Source organism: Micromonospora sp. WMMD987 (genome assembly GCF_029581435.1).
GTDB lineage: Bacteria > Actinomycetota > Actinomycetes > Mycobacteriales > Micromonosporaceae > Micromonospora > Micromonospora rifamycinica.
Window position 1 is genome coordinate 5168191 of the sequence record NZ_CP120861.1, and the last position, 13265, is coordinate 5181455.

Sequence of the window (13265 nt, forward strand, 5' to 3'; positions counted from 1 at the left end):
CGCGCTCTGCCGTCGGACGACGCCGTGCCGTCGTACCGCCAGATCCCCATCCGCTCCCGCTCCGGCTCCGGGTCGGTCGACCCGGGGTGGAGATCGTGCCCCTGGCACCGGGGAAGGGGCGCCAGGAACTCGAAAGCGGCTGGAGATCTCGCAGTACGTCGGGCGTCGCCACGCCCTACAGACCGCCGGGCAGCACCCCCTCCTCGATGTCGGCGAAGTCGTCTTCGCTCTCGGCGAGGTAGCTCTCCCAGGCCGTCCGGTCCCAGATCTCCACCCGGGTGGACGCCCCGATCACCACCAGGTCCCGGTCAAGTGCGGCGTAGGACCGCAGGTGGGACGGGATGGTGACCCGGCCCTGCTTGTCGGGGACCTCGTCGTGCGCACTGGCGAAGAAGACCCGGCTGTAGGCCCGGGCCGCCTTGTTCGTCATCGGCTGCGCACGCAACTGGTCGGCGATCCGCTGGAACTCGGGCGTGGGGAAGACGTAGAGACAGCGATCCTGTCCCTTGGTGATCACGACACCCCCCGCCAACTCGTCCCGGAACTTGGCCGGAAGGATCAACCGGCCCTTTTCGTCCAGGCGTGGGGTGTGTGTGCCGAGGAACATCGGCCCAACCCCCTCGCCCTGAGCGGCGTTCGCGGCGCCGCTGACCCCCCGGGCCGGTGGGCCCTCCCGGCCTCACCAATGCGCCCCACTCTACTCCACTTCCCTCCACCTGCAACCAGAATCGCCCGGCCGGCGCGTCGCTGTCGCCGGCAAAACCGCACGTCAGAGCCGGTGGAGGGAAGTGGAGGGGTGGACCGTCGGCGGACCGGGTCCGCTACCCGACATCGATCGACCCCGTCCGGTGGAGCCCACGCCGACCGGACGCCCGGCCGACCCCGACCGAACGGTTCGCCGTCGGCGGCGATCTGGCGGGCGCGGGGGTCCGGTAACCTCGCTCGGGTGACGGACGCGAAGATGCCCCTGCGGGCGAAGGTGGCCAGCTCCGTGTCGCGGACCGCCGCGGCGCTGTCGCGCGCCGCCGGCCGGGGCGACGGCTCGGTGATCGGTGGATGGATCGGGTTGAAGATCGACCCTGACCTGCTGGCCCACCTCTCGGCCGGACGCGCCATCGCGCTGGTCTCCGGCACCAACGGCAAGACCACCACCACCCGGCTCAGCGCCGCCGCCGTCGGCGTGCTCGGCCGGGTCGCCACCAACTCCTTCGGCGCCAACATGCCCACCGGGCACACCTCGGCGCTGGCCAAGGCCGGCAGCACCCCGTACGCGGTGCTGGAGGTCGACGAGCACTACCTCGCGCAGGTGCTGGAGGCCACCGAGCCGCACGTGGTGGCCCTGCTCAACCTCTCCCGCGACCAGCTCGACCGGGCCAAGGAGGTCGCCATGATGGCGCAGCTCTGGCGTTCCGCGCTGGTCCGGCACACCGACGTGCGGGTGGTCGCCAACGCCGACGACCCGATGGTGGTCTGGGCGGCCACCCCGCCGGCCGACCCCGCGCGGGGCGTCCGGCCGCCGCACGTCACCTGGTTCAGCGCCGGCCAGCGCTGGCACGACGACTCCTGGGTCTGCCCGGAGTGCGGCTCCACCATCCAGCGCTCCGGCGAGCAGTGGTGGTGCAGCGGCTGCCCGCTGCGCCGCCCGGAGGCGCAGTGGACGGTGGAGGACGACGGCGTGCTCGACCCCACCGGGGCCTGGCACAAGGTGACCCTCCAGCTCCCCGGCAAGGTCAACCTCGGCAACGCGGCCACCGCGCTGGCCGTCGCCGCCGAGTTCGGGGTACGCCCCGTCGACGCGGTGTCCCGGCTGCACACGGTGACCTCGGTCGCCGGCCGGTACGCCCAGGTCGACCGGGACGGCCGCAACATCCGGCTGCTGCTGGCCAAGAACCCGGCCAGCTGGCTGGAGGCGTTCGACATGGCCGACGAGGCGCCCACCCTGCTGTCCATCAACGCCCGCGACCCCGACGGGCTGGACACCTCCTGGCTGTTCGACGTCGACTTCGCCCCGCTGCGCGGCCGGCAGGTGCTGATCACCGGCGACCGGGCGTACGACCTGGCGGTCCGGCTCGACGTCAACGGGGTGCCGTTCCAGCACGTCCGGGCGTTCGGCGAGGCGGTCCGGGCGGTCCCGCCGGGCCGGCTGGAGGTCATCGCGAACTACACCGCCTTCCAGGACATCCGAGCGGAGTTGGACCGTGTCAACTGAGAGCCTGCGTATCGTCTGGATCTACCCCGACCTGCTCTCCACCTACGGCGACCGGGGCAACCTGCTGATCCTGGCCCGCCGGGCGCAGCAGCGCGGGATGCCGGTCGAGGTGCTGGAGGTCCGCTCCGACCAGCGGCTGCCCGCCACCGCCGACATCTACCTGCTCGGCGGCGGCGAGGACGGCCCGCAGGCGCTCGGCGCGCAGCGGCTGCTCGCCGACGGCGGCCTGCACCGGGCCGTCGCCCAGGGCTCGGTGGTCTTCGGCGTCTGCGCCGGCTACCAGCTCCTCGGCACCTCCTTCTTCGCCAAGGGCACCCGGTGCGCCGGGCTGGAGCTGCTCGACCTCTCCTCCGACCGGGGTCCGACCCGGGCCGTCGGCGAGCTGGCCGGCGAGATCGACCCGAGGCTGGGGGTGCCGGCGCTGTCCGGCTTCGAGAACCACGGCGGCCGGACCCACCTCGGCCCCGGCGTGTCGCCGCTGGCCCGGGTCAGTGCCGGGGTCGGCAACGACGGCGTCACCGAGGGCGCGTGGCGGGGCAAGCTGCTGGGCACCTATTCGCACGGGCCGGCGCTGGCCCGCAACCCGGCCCTGGCCGACCTGCTGCTGCGCTGGGCCACCGGCGCGCACCAGCTCCCCCCGCTGGACGACACCTGGCCCGAGCGGCTGCGCACCGAGCGCCGCGCCGCGGTGGCCGCCGCCGCCCGCCCGTGACACCCGCCGCCCGCCCGTGACGCCCGCCGCCCGCCCGTGATCCCCGCCGTCCGGCGGCTGCTCGGTCAGCCGTCGGCACGTCGGTTCGCCCTGCTGCTGGTCATGCTGGCCGGGTTCGTGGTGCTGCTGCTGGTGGCGCCCCGGCCGGACGTCGGCGAGCTGCCCCGGCTGGCCGACGCCCTCGGCGGGTACGCCCCGGTCGCCGGGATCGTCGTCGGGGCGCTGCTGCTGGTGGCGCTGGTCCCCCGGACCTTCGTCACGCTGGCGGCGGGGGCCGTGTTCGGCCCGCTGGAGGGGGCGGCGTACGCGCTCGGCGCGGCGCTGCTGGCCGCCGCGCTCGGCTTCGCCGTCGGCCGGGTGCTGGGGCGGGAGTTCGTCGCCGAGCGGGTACGCGGCCGGCTGGCCCGGCTCGACGGCTGGTTCGCCCGGCAGAGCGTGCTGGGCGTGATCACCGTACGGATGCTGCCGGTCGCCGGGTTCGGCCTGGTCAGCTACGGCTACGGCACCACCGGGGCGCGGGTGCTGCCGTTCCTGGTCGGCAGCGTGCTGGCCTCCGCCCCGACCGCCTTCGGCTACGCCGCCATCGGCGCGGCGGCCAGTTCCCCCGGCAGCATCAACTGGTACGCCGCCGCCCCGGCCAGCCTCGGACTGATCGCCAGCGCGGTGCTGGCGTACCAGTGGTGGCGGGCCGAACGCCGCCGTCGGCGCGACCCGAGCTGAGCCCGACCGGCGTCGGGGATCGACGCTGACGCCGACCGGACCGGCCGGTGGCGGGCCGTCGCCGCGGTGGGTCAGCGGCCCCGGTCCGCGTCACGGTCGTCACGGCGCGCGGGGTGGACCAGTCCGGCCTCGTAGGCGGCGATGACCAGGTGCACCCGGTCCCGTGCGCCGAGCTTGGTGAACAGCCGGGCCACATGGGCCTTGGCGGTGGCCGCGCTGATGAACAGGTGCGCGGCGATCTCCGCGTTGGACAGTCCCCGGCCGACCAGGGTCAGCACCTCGCGTTCCCGCTCGGTCACCCCGGGCAGGGGGCGCGGGTGGGCCGTCCGGTCAGGGCGGCGGGCGAATTCGGCGATCAGCCGGCGGGTCACCGCCGGCGCGATGAGGGCGTCACCGGCGGCGACCACCCGGACCGCACCGAGGATGTCCTCCAGGGCCATGTCCTTGACCAGGAATCCGCTCGCCCCGGCACGCAGTGCGCCGTGCACGTGCGCGTCGTCGTCGAACGTGGTCAGCACCAGCACCCGGGGCGGGCCGCCGGCCGCGGTGATCGCCCGGGTGGCGGTGATGCCGTCGGTCCCGGGCATCCGCAGGTCCATCAGCACCACGTCGGGCAGCACGTCCCGGGCCAGCCGGACCGCCTCCGCGCCGGTGCCGGCCTCACCGACCACCTCGATGTCGGGCGCGTCGGCGATCAGCACCCGCAGACCGGCGCGGACCAGCGGCTGGTCATCGACGAGCAGGACCCGGATGCTCACCCGTCGACCCCGGCGGGCATCTCGACGCTGGCCCGTCCGCCGTCGGCCGGCAGGCGGGCGGCGACCCGGAAGCCGCCCTCCGGGCGCGACCCGGCGGCGAACCGGCCCCCGAGCAGCGTCACCCGTTCCCGCATGCCGACGATCCCGTGTCCCGCACCCGCACCCGCACCGCCGGGCGGAGCGCCCCGGCCCGCGTCGACCACCTCGACGCGCAGCCCGTCCGGCAGGTAGCCGAGGGTGACCTGACACCGGTCGACGCCCGCGTGCCGGACGACGTTCGTCAGCGCCTCCTGCACGATCCGGTAGGCGGCGAGGTCGACCTCCCCGGGCAGCTGTCGGGGCGGGCCCTCCCGGCGTACCGCCACCCGGACCCCCGCGTCGGCGGCGACGTCGACCAGCCGGTCCAGGTCCACCAGACCGGGCGGCGGGTCCAGCGACGCCGCCGCCTGCTGCGGGTGACGCAGCGCGCCGACGGTCCGCCGCAGCCCGGCCAGCGTGTCCCGGCTGGTCTGCTCGATGGCGGCGAGTGCGGCCCGGGCCTCCCCCGGCTGGGTGTCGATGACCCGGGCTCCGACACCCGCCTGGATGGCGATGACGCCGATGCTGTGCGCCACCATGTCGTGCACTTCCCGGGCGATCCGCAGCCGCTCCGCGGTGACCGCCTCGACGGCGGCGTGCGCGCGTGACTCCTCGGCGTGCCGTCGGCGGGCCCGCGCCGCGCCGCCGGCCACCACGGCGGCGACCACCAGCAGCACCGAACTGGCGGCCCGGTCGACCGGGCCGGTGGCCGAGTTGACGAAACCCGCCGTGACCTGCAGCACGAGCACCACGGCGGCGGCGGGGACCGCGATCCGGCCCGGGAAGCGTGCCGCGACCAGCCCCACCATCGCATCGACGACGAGGAACTGCAGGTACCAGACGGCGGACAGGTAGCCGTTCTCCCATCCGTTCGTCGCCACGGTCACCGTGCAGGCCCCGACGAGGGCCAGCCCCAGCGCGAGCAGCGGACGACGTCCCAGCAGCGCGGCGGGCAGCAACACCACCAGCGCCGGCGCGAGATAGCGCAGCGGGATCCCCGGCACGCTTCCGTCGGGGGTGACGACCGGCAGGAGCGGGCCACCCGTGCCGACGGTCGACGCGAGCAGCACCACGGCCGGGAGCAGGCTCACCCCGGCCCAGATCAGGACCGTCCGCACCCGGCGGGCGACGGGGTCCGGACGGGTGGCGACGGGACGCATGGACACACCGTAGCCAGCGGGTGGCCGGGTGGTCATCAGCCGGCGGGCGTACGCCCCGGGGCCTACCCCGCGGGGCCGGAAGTGGCCGGCGGTACGACGTCCGGTCGGCCGCCGTCCGGCAGCGTCGAACCCGTGATCGAGATACGTGACCTCACCAAGCGGTACGGCCGGACCACTGCCGTGGACCGGCTGACCCTCACCGTCCGGCCCGGACACGTGACCGGATTCCTCGGGCCCAACGGCGCCGGCAAGTCCACCACCCTGCGGCTGCTGCTCGGCCTGCACCGCCCGACCAGCGGCAGCACCCTGATCGACGGGCAGCCGTTCGCCGCACGCCGGCGCGGGTTGCGGCACGTCGGCGCGCTGCTCGACGCGGGCGACGTGCACGGCGGGCGGAGCGCCCGGTCGCACCTGCGGGCGCTGGCCGCCAGCAACGCCATCGGCCGGTCGCGGGTCGACGAGGTGCTGGGCGAGGTGGGCCTGACCGGGGTCGCCGGACGCCGGATCGGTGGTTTCTCGCTCGGCATGAAGCAGCGGCTCGGCATCGCCGCCGCGCTGCTGGGCGATCCGCCGACGCTGCTGTTCGACGAGCCGTTCAACGGGCTCGACCCGGCGGGGGTGCGGTGGGTGCGCGAACTGTTCCGGCGGCTCGCCGCCGAGGGCCGGACCGTCCTCGTCTCCAGCCATCTGATGAGCGAGATGGAACAGACCGCCCAGCACCTGGTGGTGATCGGCCGGGGCGAGTTGATCGCCGACGAGAGCCTGGCCGAGTTCGCCACCCGCAGCGTCCGGACGCAGGTCGTGGTCCGTACGCCCGACCCGACGGCGCTGACCGTCGCGGTGCGTGAGGTGGGCGCGGACGTGGGGACGGCCCCCGACGGCTCGCTCACGGTGACCGGCCTGAGCCCGACGGCGCTCGGCGACCTGGCATTCACCCGGGGCATCCCGGTGCACGAGTTGATCACCCGGTCCACCTCGCTGGAGGAAGCGTTCATGAACCTCACCGCCGACCGCGTCGACTACCGGGCAGGAGAAGACCGGTGACCGCACCGACCGAGGCCACCCGGAGCGCCGGCCGCCGGGCCGTCGAGCCCACCGCCCGCTTCCGTGACCTGCTCGCCGCCGAGTGGATCAAGCTGTGGTCGCTGCGTTCCACCTACGGGTCGCTGGCGCTGATCGCGGTCTCGGCCGTGCTGTTCAGCGTGCGGGCGGCCCTGGCCGACCACCACAACTGGCCTGGCTACTCGGCGGAGCGGCAGGCCGCGTTCGACCCGATCCACGACGCCTTCCCCGAGGAGGGTTGGTTGTTCGTCATCCTCGCCGCCGGGGCGGTCGGCGCGGTGGCGATCGCCGGTGAGTACGCCAGCGGCCAGATCCGTACGACGTTCGCCGCCGTACCGGCCCGAGCCGCCGTGGCCGCCGCCAAGGTGCTGGTGCTGGCGACGGTCATGCTGGTCGTCGGGGTGCTGACCGCAGGTGTGTCGTTCGGGCTGTCGCAGGCCATCCTCGCCGACCGGGGGGCCGGCGCGTCGCCCGGCGACCCCGGGGCGTTGCGGGCGGTCGTCGCCTCGGCGCTGCTGCTGCCGGTCTGCGCGCTCATCGGCCTGGGCTTCGGCGCGCTGCTGCGGCACACCGCCCCGGCGATCGTCGCGACCACGGGGCTGCTGCTCCTGCTGCCGCTCGCGTTCGACCTGGAGAACCGGTGGACGGCCGCGCTCCACAACGCCCTGCCGGTGCCGGCCTGGGAGAGGCTCGTCGCGAACCCGTACCTCCAGTTCAACGAGCATCTCGCCACGATCCCGGGTTCCTGGCTGGCCCTCGCCGTCTGGCCGGCCGTCGCCACCCTGGTGGCCGCGCTGGTCGTGCACCGCCGCGAACCCTGACCCGCCCCGGTCCGGCAGCAGCACGGGGGCGGGCCGGTGGGACGGGCCCCTCGCGGCGCATGAAGCGTCGACGAGGGGCCCTTCCCGACAGCTCAGGCGACGACCGAGACCAGCCGGCCCGGCACCACGATGACCTTGCGGGGTTCCTTGCCGGCCAGCGCGGACGCGACCGCCTCCAGGGCCGCCGCCCGGACGGCCTCCTGCGCCGCGTCGGCGGGCACCTCGACCCGGCCGCGCACCTTGCCGTTGACCTGCACCGGGTAGGTGACCGTGTCGGCGACCAGCAGCGCCGGGTCGGCGGTCGGGAAGTCGGCGTACGCCAGCGAGGTGTCGTGTCCCAGGGTGCGCCACAGCTCCTCGGCGACGTGCGGGGCGAACGGGGCGAGCATCAGCACCAGCGGTTCGGCCACCTCGCGCGGGGTCTGCTCCAGCCGGGTGAGCGCGTTGGTCAGCTCGATCAGCTTGGCGATCGCGGTGTTGAACCGGATGCCCTCCATGTCGGTCCGCACCCCGTCGACGATCCGGTGCAGCAGCCGGCGGGTCGTGGCGTCGGCGGGCTCGTCGGTGACCCGCGGCGTGCCGGTCTGCTCGTCGACCACGGCCCGCCAGACCCGTTGCAGGAACCGGTACGACCCGACCACCGCCCGGGTCTCCCAGGGGCGGGACACCTCCAGCGGGCCCATCGACATCTCGTACACCCGGAAGGTGTCCGCGCCGTACGCCGCGCACATGTCGTCCGGGGTGACCACGTTGCGCAGCGACTTGCCCATCTTGCCGTACTCGCGGGTCACCTCCTGCTCACCGTGCCACCAGCGGCCGTCGACCTCGACGACCTCCTCGGCGGGCACGTAGACGCCCCGCGGGTCGGTGAACGCGAACGCCTGGATCATGCCCTGGTTGAACAGCCTGCGGAACGGCTCGAACGACGACACGTGCCCCAGGTCGTACAGCACCTTGTGCCAGAACCGGGCGTACAGCAGGTGCAGTACGGCGTGCTCGGCCCCGCCGACGTACAGATCGGTGCCCCCGCAGTCGCCCTCGGCGCGCGGCCCCATCCAGTACCGCTCGTTCTCGGCGTCGACGAACCGGTCGGGGTTGGTGGGGTCCAGGTAGCGCAGCTCGTACCAGCAGGAGCCCGCCCACTGCGGCATCACGTTGGTCTCCCGGGTGTACCGCTGCGGCCCGTCGCCCAGGTCCAGCTCCACCTCGACCCAGTCACGCCGCCGCGACAGCGGGGTCTCCGGATTACTGTCGGCGTCGTCGGCGTCGAACGTCTTCGGCGAGAAGTCGTCGACCTCGGGCAGCTCGACCGGCAGCATCGACTCGGGCAGCGGGATCGCCGCGCCGGTGGAGTCGTACACGATCGGGAACGGCTCGCCCCAGTAGCGCTGCCGGGAGAACAACCAGTCCCGCAGCCGCCAGGTGACCGCGCCGACACCGTGGCCGTTGGCCTCCAGCCAGGCGATGATCGCCGACTTGGCGTCGGCCACCCCCATCCCGTTGAGGTCCAGGCCGCGCTCGGGCGCGGCGCTGTTGATCGCCGGCCCGTCCCCGGTGTACGCCTTCCCGTCGAACCCGTCGGCGGGCTGCACGGTCCGCACGATCGGCAGCTCGAAGACCTCGGCGAAGTCCCAGTCCCGTTCGTCCTGGGCGGGCACCGCCATGATCGCGCCGGTGCCGTAGCCGGCCAGCACGTAGTCGGCGATGAAGATCGGGAGCTGCCCGCCGGTGACCGGGTGGGTGGCGTACGCGCCGACGAAGACGCCGGTCTTCTCCCGGGTGTCGGCCTGCCGCTCCACGTCGGTCTTGGCCGCCGCCGCCTTCCGGTACGCCTCGACGGCCTCCCGGGGGCCGGCGTGCCCCCCGGTCCAGGCGTCCCGCGTCCCGGCCGGCCAGGTGGTCGGGGTCAGCGCGTCGACCAGCTCGTGCTCGGGGGCCAGCACCAGGTAGGTGGCCCCGAAGAGGGTGTCCGGCCGGGTGGTGAAGACCCTGATGCGGGCTCCGCCCGCGACACCGGAGTCGGTGGTCCCGGTCGCGAAGTCGATGTGCGCACCGGTCGAGCGGCCGATCCAGTTGCGCTGTTGCAGCTTGATCGACTCGGGCCAGTCCAGCGTGTCCAGGTCGTCCAGCAGCCGGTCGCCGTAGGCGGTGATCCGCATCATCCACTGCTTCAGGTTGCGCTTGAAGACCGGGAAGTTGCCCCGGTCGGAGCGGCCGTCGGCGGTGACCTCCTCGTTGGCCAGCACGGTGCCCAGCCCCGGGCACCAGTTCACCGGCGCCTCCGAGACGTACGCCAGCCGGTGGTCGTCGACGATCCGCCGCCGCTCGGCGTCGGTCAGCTCGGCCCAGGCCCGGCCGTCCGGGGTGGGCCGGTCTCCGGCGGAGAACTCGGCGACCAGCTCGGCGACCGGGCGGGCCTTGCCGGCGTCGGTGTCGTACCAGGAGTTGAAGATCTGCAGGAAGATCCACTGGGTCCACCGGTAGAAGTCGGTGTCGATGGTGGCCACCGAGCGCCGCTCGTCGTGGGCCAGCCCCAGCCGGCGCAGCTGCGCCTTGTACCGCTCGATGTTGGCCACCGTGGTCGTCCGGGGGTGGGTGCCGGTCTGCACCGCGTACTGCTCGGCGGGCAGCCCGAACGCGTCGAAACCCATCGCGTGCAGCACGTTGCGGCCGGACATCCGTTGGTAGCGGGCGTAGCAGTCGGTGCCGATGTAGCCCAACGGATGGCCGACGTGCAGCCCGGCGCCGGACGGGTAGGGGAACATGTCCAGCACGTAGAGCTTCTCCGCGCCGGCCCGTGTGTGGTCCGGGTCGGCCAGCGGGCCGGTGGGGTTCGGGGCGTGGAAGGTACCCTCCCGCGCCCAGGTGTCCTGCCACCGACGTTCGATCTCGTCGGCCAGGGCGGCGGTGTACCGGAACGGGGGGATGTCGCCCGCCGGTGCGGCTGCCTCAGTCATGGCTTCTCCTTGGCGCGGTCAGGTCGGATCCGGGACATCTGCTCAGGGCACGAAAAAGCCCCTCGCACAGGAGGGGCCGCCGTGCCGTCGCGCGTCAGCGCGTCAGCACGGCTCGGTAAGAAGCAGGATGGCTCCGGCCATGTTCCGCAGTGTACCCCCTGGCGTCCGCCGGGCGCGTGCCACGTCCGGTCCGACGGTCACCGTCCGTCACCAACCGGCCGCGTCAGGTCCCCCGACCTGACGAATATCCGCCGGGTGACCGGCCGACTTCCGGCAGGGTTCGGCGATCACCGCAAACATGGTTAGCCTGAGAGACCAGTGCGATTCCTGCGGCAGACGAGACTTCCCGTTGCGAACCGAACGACGGGTCCAGGTGCTCCTTACAGAGCTGCCGTCGTGGCGACGAGGGGAAGGCCCGTGACACAACAGACCTGGGACGAGGTGGGCGGCGTGCTGCCGCACGACGAGTTCCATGCCGCCAGCGAGGCCATCGTGGCCAACATCGAGCAGGTCATCGAGGGCAAGACAGCCACGGTGCGGCTCGCCCTGGCGGTCCTGCTGGCCGAGGGCCACCTGCTGATCGAGGACGTTCCGGGCGTCGGCAAGACCAAACTGGCCAAGGCGCTGGCCCGGTCCATCGACTGCTCGGTCCGCCGCATCCAGTTCACCCCGGACCTGCTGCCCAGCGACGTCACCGGGGTGAGCGTCTACAACCAGGAGACCCACGACTTCGAGTTCCGGCCCGGCGCGGTCTTCGCCAACCTGGTCGTCGGCGACGAGATCAACCGGGCCTCGCCGAAGACCCAGTCGGCCCTGCTGGAGTGCATGGAGGAACGGCAGGTCACCGTCGACGGGGTCACCTACCAGCTCCAGACGCCGTTCATGGTGATCGCCACCCAGAACCCGATCGAGATGGAGGGGACGTACCCCCTGCCGGAGGCGCAGCGGGACCGGTTCACCGCCCGGATCGCGATGGGCTACCCCGGCCCGGAGGCCGAGCTGGCCATGCTCGACGGGCACGGTGCCGCCGACCCGCTCCAAGAGCTGCGGCCGGTCTCCGACGCCGACACGGTCCGCCGGCTGATCGCCACCGTGCGCAACGTGCACGTCGCCGACGCCGTCAAGCAGTACGCCGTCGACCTGGTCACCGCCACCCGGGAGGCCCCCGACCTGCGGCTGGGCGCGTCCCCCCGGGCCACCCTCCAGCTGCTGCGCACCGCCCGCGCGGTGGCCGCCCTGGAGGGGCGTGACTACGTGCTGCCCGACGACCTCCAGGCGCTCGCGGTACCGGTGCTGGCCCACCGGGTCATCCCCACCGCGGACGCCCAGCTCGCCCGGCGCACCACCGACGCGATCGTCGCCGACCTGGTGCACCGGCTGGCCCTGCCGTCGGACCGCAAGCGCGCCACCGGGTACGACACACCCCGGCCCGCCGCCGGCAACGGCCGCCCGCCGTTCGAGCCGCGGAGGCCGTGAGGTGCGGGCCGGGCTGCGGGGCCTGACCACCCGGGGCCGTTCGTTCCTGGCGGCGGCGATCGCGGCGGCGATCTCCGCCGGCATCCTCGGCGAGCGGGACCTGCTCCGGGTGGCGGTGCTGCTCGCCGTCCTGCCGCTGCTCGCCGCGCTGTACGTCGGGCGGACCAGGTACAAGCTGGCCTGCAACCGCTCCCTCGACCCGCACCGGGTGCCGGTAGGGGCCAGCGCCCGGGTGGTGCTGCGGTTGCAGAACATGTCCCGGCTGCCCACCGGCACCCTGCTGCTGGAGGACCGGCTGCCGTACGCGCTGGGCAGCCGGCCCCGGGTGGTGCTGGAGCGGCTCGGCGCGCACCAGGCCAGCTCGGTGGCGTACACCGTCCGGGCCGACGTGCGCGGCCGGTACGAGGTGGGCCCCCTGGTGGTCCGGATGACCGACCCGTTCGGACTGTGCGAGCTGGCCCGGGCCTTCCCCAGCACCGAGCAGCTGACGGTGATCCCCCAGGTCACCCCGCTGCCCTCGGTACGCCTGCCCGGCGAGTACGCCGGTAGCGGCGACAGCCGGGCCCGGTCGGTCGCCGTGCACGGCGAGGACGACACCGCCACCCGCGAGTACCGGATGGGCGACGACCTGCGCCGGGTGCACTGGAAGTCGACCGCCCGCACCGGTGAGCTGATGGTGCGCCGTGAGGAACAGCCCTGGGAGAGCCGGGCCACGGTGCTGCTGGACACCCGGGCGCACGGCCACCGGGGCGATGGCCCGACGGCCAGCTTCGAGTGGTCGGTCTCCGCCGCCGCCAGCATCGCCACCCACCTCCGGCAGGCCGGCTACAAACTGCGCCTGGTCACCGGGGACGGGGTGGACGTCGACGCCACCGAGGCCACCGGGGACGGCCTGCTCCTCGACCACCTCGCCGACGTCCGGCTCGACCAGCGCGGCGACGTCGCGGCCCTGGTGCAGCGGGTCCGGCAACGCGCCGACGGTGGCCTGATCATCGCCCTGTTCGGCTCGCTGACCACCGCCGAGGCGGAGCTGCTCAGCGGCTTGCGCGGCAGTGGCGCGACCTGCGTCGGTTTCCTGCTCAACAGCTCCACCTGGCTCAGCCTGCCGGAACGCGCCCGGTTCGAGGCCGAGCAGGTCCACGCCGCCGCCGCGCTCACCCTGTTGCAGGGCGGCTGGCGGATCATCGGGGTCGACCACGACGGTCAGCTGCCGGTGCTCTGGCCGCAGGCCGGGCGCGGCTCGCAGGGTTTCGCGCTGCGCGCGGCGCTCGCCGAGACCGTCGCCGGGGCGGTGCGGTGACCCGTCCGACCA

At 73.9% G+C, this 13265-nt stretch carries 11 protein-coding genes; 7 read left to right on the forward strand and 4 right to left on the reverse strand.

What is annotated here, in order from left to right; genetic code table 11:
* Positions 1-175 precede the first annotated feature (175 nt).
* Positions 176-607 carry a division/cell wall cluster transcriptional repressor MraZ gene (gene mraZ / locus O7612_RS21695; RefSeq protein ID WP_282266945.1) on the reverse strand — a complete coding sequence of 144 codons (432 nt, stop codon included), beginning with the start codon at positions 605-607 and terminating at the stop codon, positions 176-178.
* 354 nt (positions 608-961) lie between these two features.
* Between mraZ and O7612_RS21700 the strand changes: the two genes are divergently transcribed.
* The 3 genes from O7612_RS21700 to O7612_RS21710 are packed head-to-tail and all read left to right on the forward strand — an operon-like array spanning position 962 to position 3641.
* Positions 962-2209 carry a MurT ligase domain-containing protein gene (locus O7612_RS21700; protein ID WP_282273992.1) on the forward strand — a complete coding sequence of 416 codons (1248 nt, stop codon included), beginning with the start codon at positions 962-964 and terminating at the stop codon, positions 2207-2209.
* On the forward strand, positions 2199-2921 hold the full coding sequence (locus O7612_RS21705; RefSeq protein ID WP_282266946.1) for a glutamine amidotransferase: 723 nt from the start codon (positions 2199-2201) through the stop codon (positions 2919-2921). Before O7612_RS21700 ends, O7612_RS21705 begins: the two co-directional genes overlap by 11 nt.
* A gap of 36 nt (positions 2922-2957) precedes the next feature.
* Entirely contained in the window at positions 2958-3641 is a 684-nt protein-coding gene (locus O7612_RS21710) for a VTT domain-containing protein (protein WP_282266947.1), read from the forward strand.
* Positions 3642-3712: 71 nt separating this feature from the next.
* Here the strand turns inward: O7612_RS21710 and O7612_RS21715 are convergent, their stop codons facing one another.
* Entirely contained in the window at positions 3713-4399 is a 687-nt protein-coding gene (locus O7612_RS21715) for a response regulator transcription factor (RefSeq protein WP_282266948.1), read from the reverse strand.
* Positions 4396-5637, reverse strand: a complete 1242-nt coding sequence (locus O7612_RS21720; RefSeq protein ID WP_067301921.1) for a histidine kinase — start codon at positions 5635-5637, stop codon at positions 4396-4398. The genes O7612_RS21715 and O7612_RS21720 overlap by 4 nt, the downstream gene beginning before the upstream one ends.
* Before the next feature lie 132 nt (positions 5638-5769).
* Here O7612_RS21720 and O7612_RS21725 point away from each other — a divergent pair, with 132 nt between their 5' ends.
* Both O7612_RS21725 and O7612_RS21730 read left to right on the forward strand, forming a co-directional pair.
* Positions 5770-6681 carry an ATP-binding cassette domain-containing protein gene (locus O7612_RS21725; protein ID WP_067301924.1) on the forward strand — a complete coding sequence of 304 codons (912 nt, stop codon included), beginning with the start codon at positions 5770-5772 and terminating at the stop codon, positions 6679-6681.
* On the forward strand, positions 6678-7520 hold the full coding sequence (locus O7612_RS21730) for a hypothetical protein (RefSeq protein ID WP_067301833.1): 843 nt from the start codon (positions 6678-6680) through the stop codon (positions 7518-7520). The genes O7612_RS21725 and O7612_RS21730 overlap by 4 nt, the downstream gene beginning before the upstream one ends.
* 92 nt (positions 7521-7612) lie before the next feature.
* On the opposite strand, the gene leuS is transcribed toward O7612_RS21730, so the two are convergent.
* Positions 7613-10477, reverse strand: a complete 2865-nt coding sequence (leuS, locus tag O7612_RS21735; RefSeq protein ID WP_282266949.1) for a leucine--tRNA ligase — start codon at positions 10475-10477, stop codon at positions 7613-7615.
* Positions 10478-10894: 417 nt separating this feature from the next.
* Here leuS and O7612_RS21740 point away from each other — a divergent pair, with 417 nt between their 5' ends.
* Entirely contained in the window at positions 10895-11953 is a 1059-nt protein-coding gene (locus tag O7612_RS21740) for a MoxR family ATPase (RefSeq protein WP_282266950.1), read from the forward strand.
* 1 nt (position 11954) lies between these two features.
* A complete protein-coding gene (locus tag O7612_RS21745) occupies positions 11955-13253 on the forward strand; it encodes a DUF58 domain-containing protein (protein WP_282266951.1) in 1299 nt (432 codons plus the stop codon).
* Positions 13254-13265 lie beyond the last annotated feature (12 nt).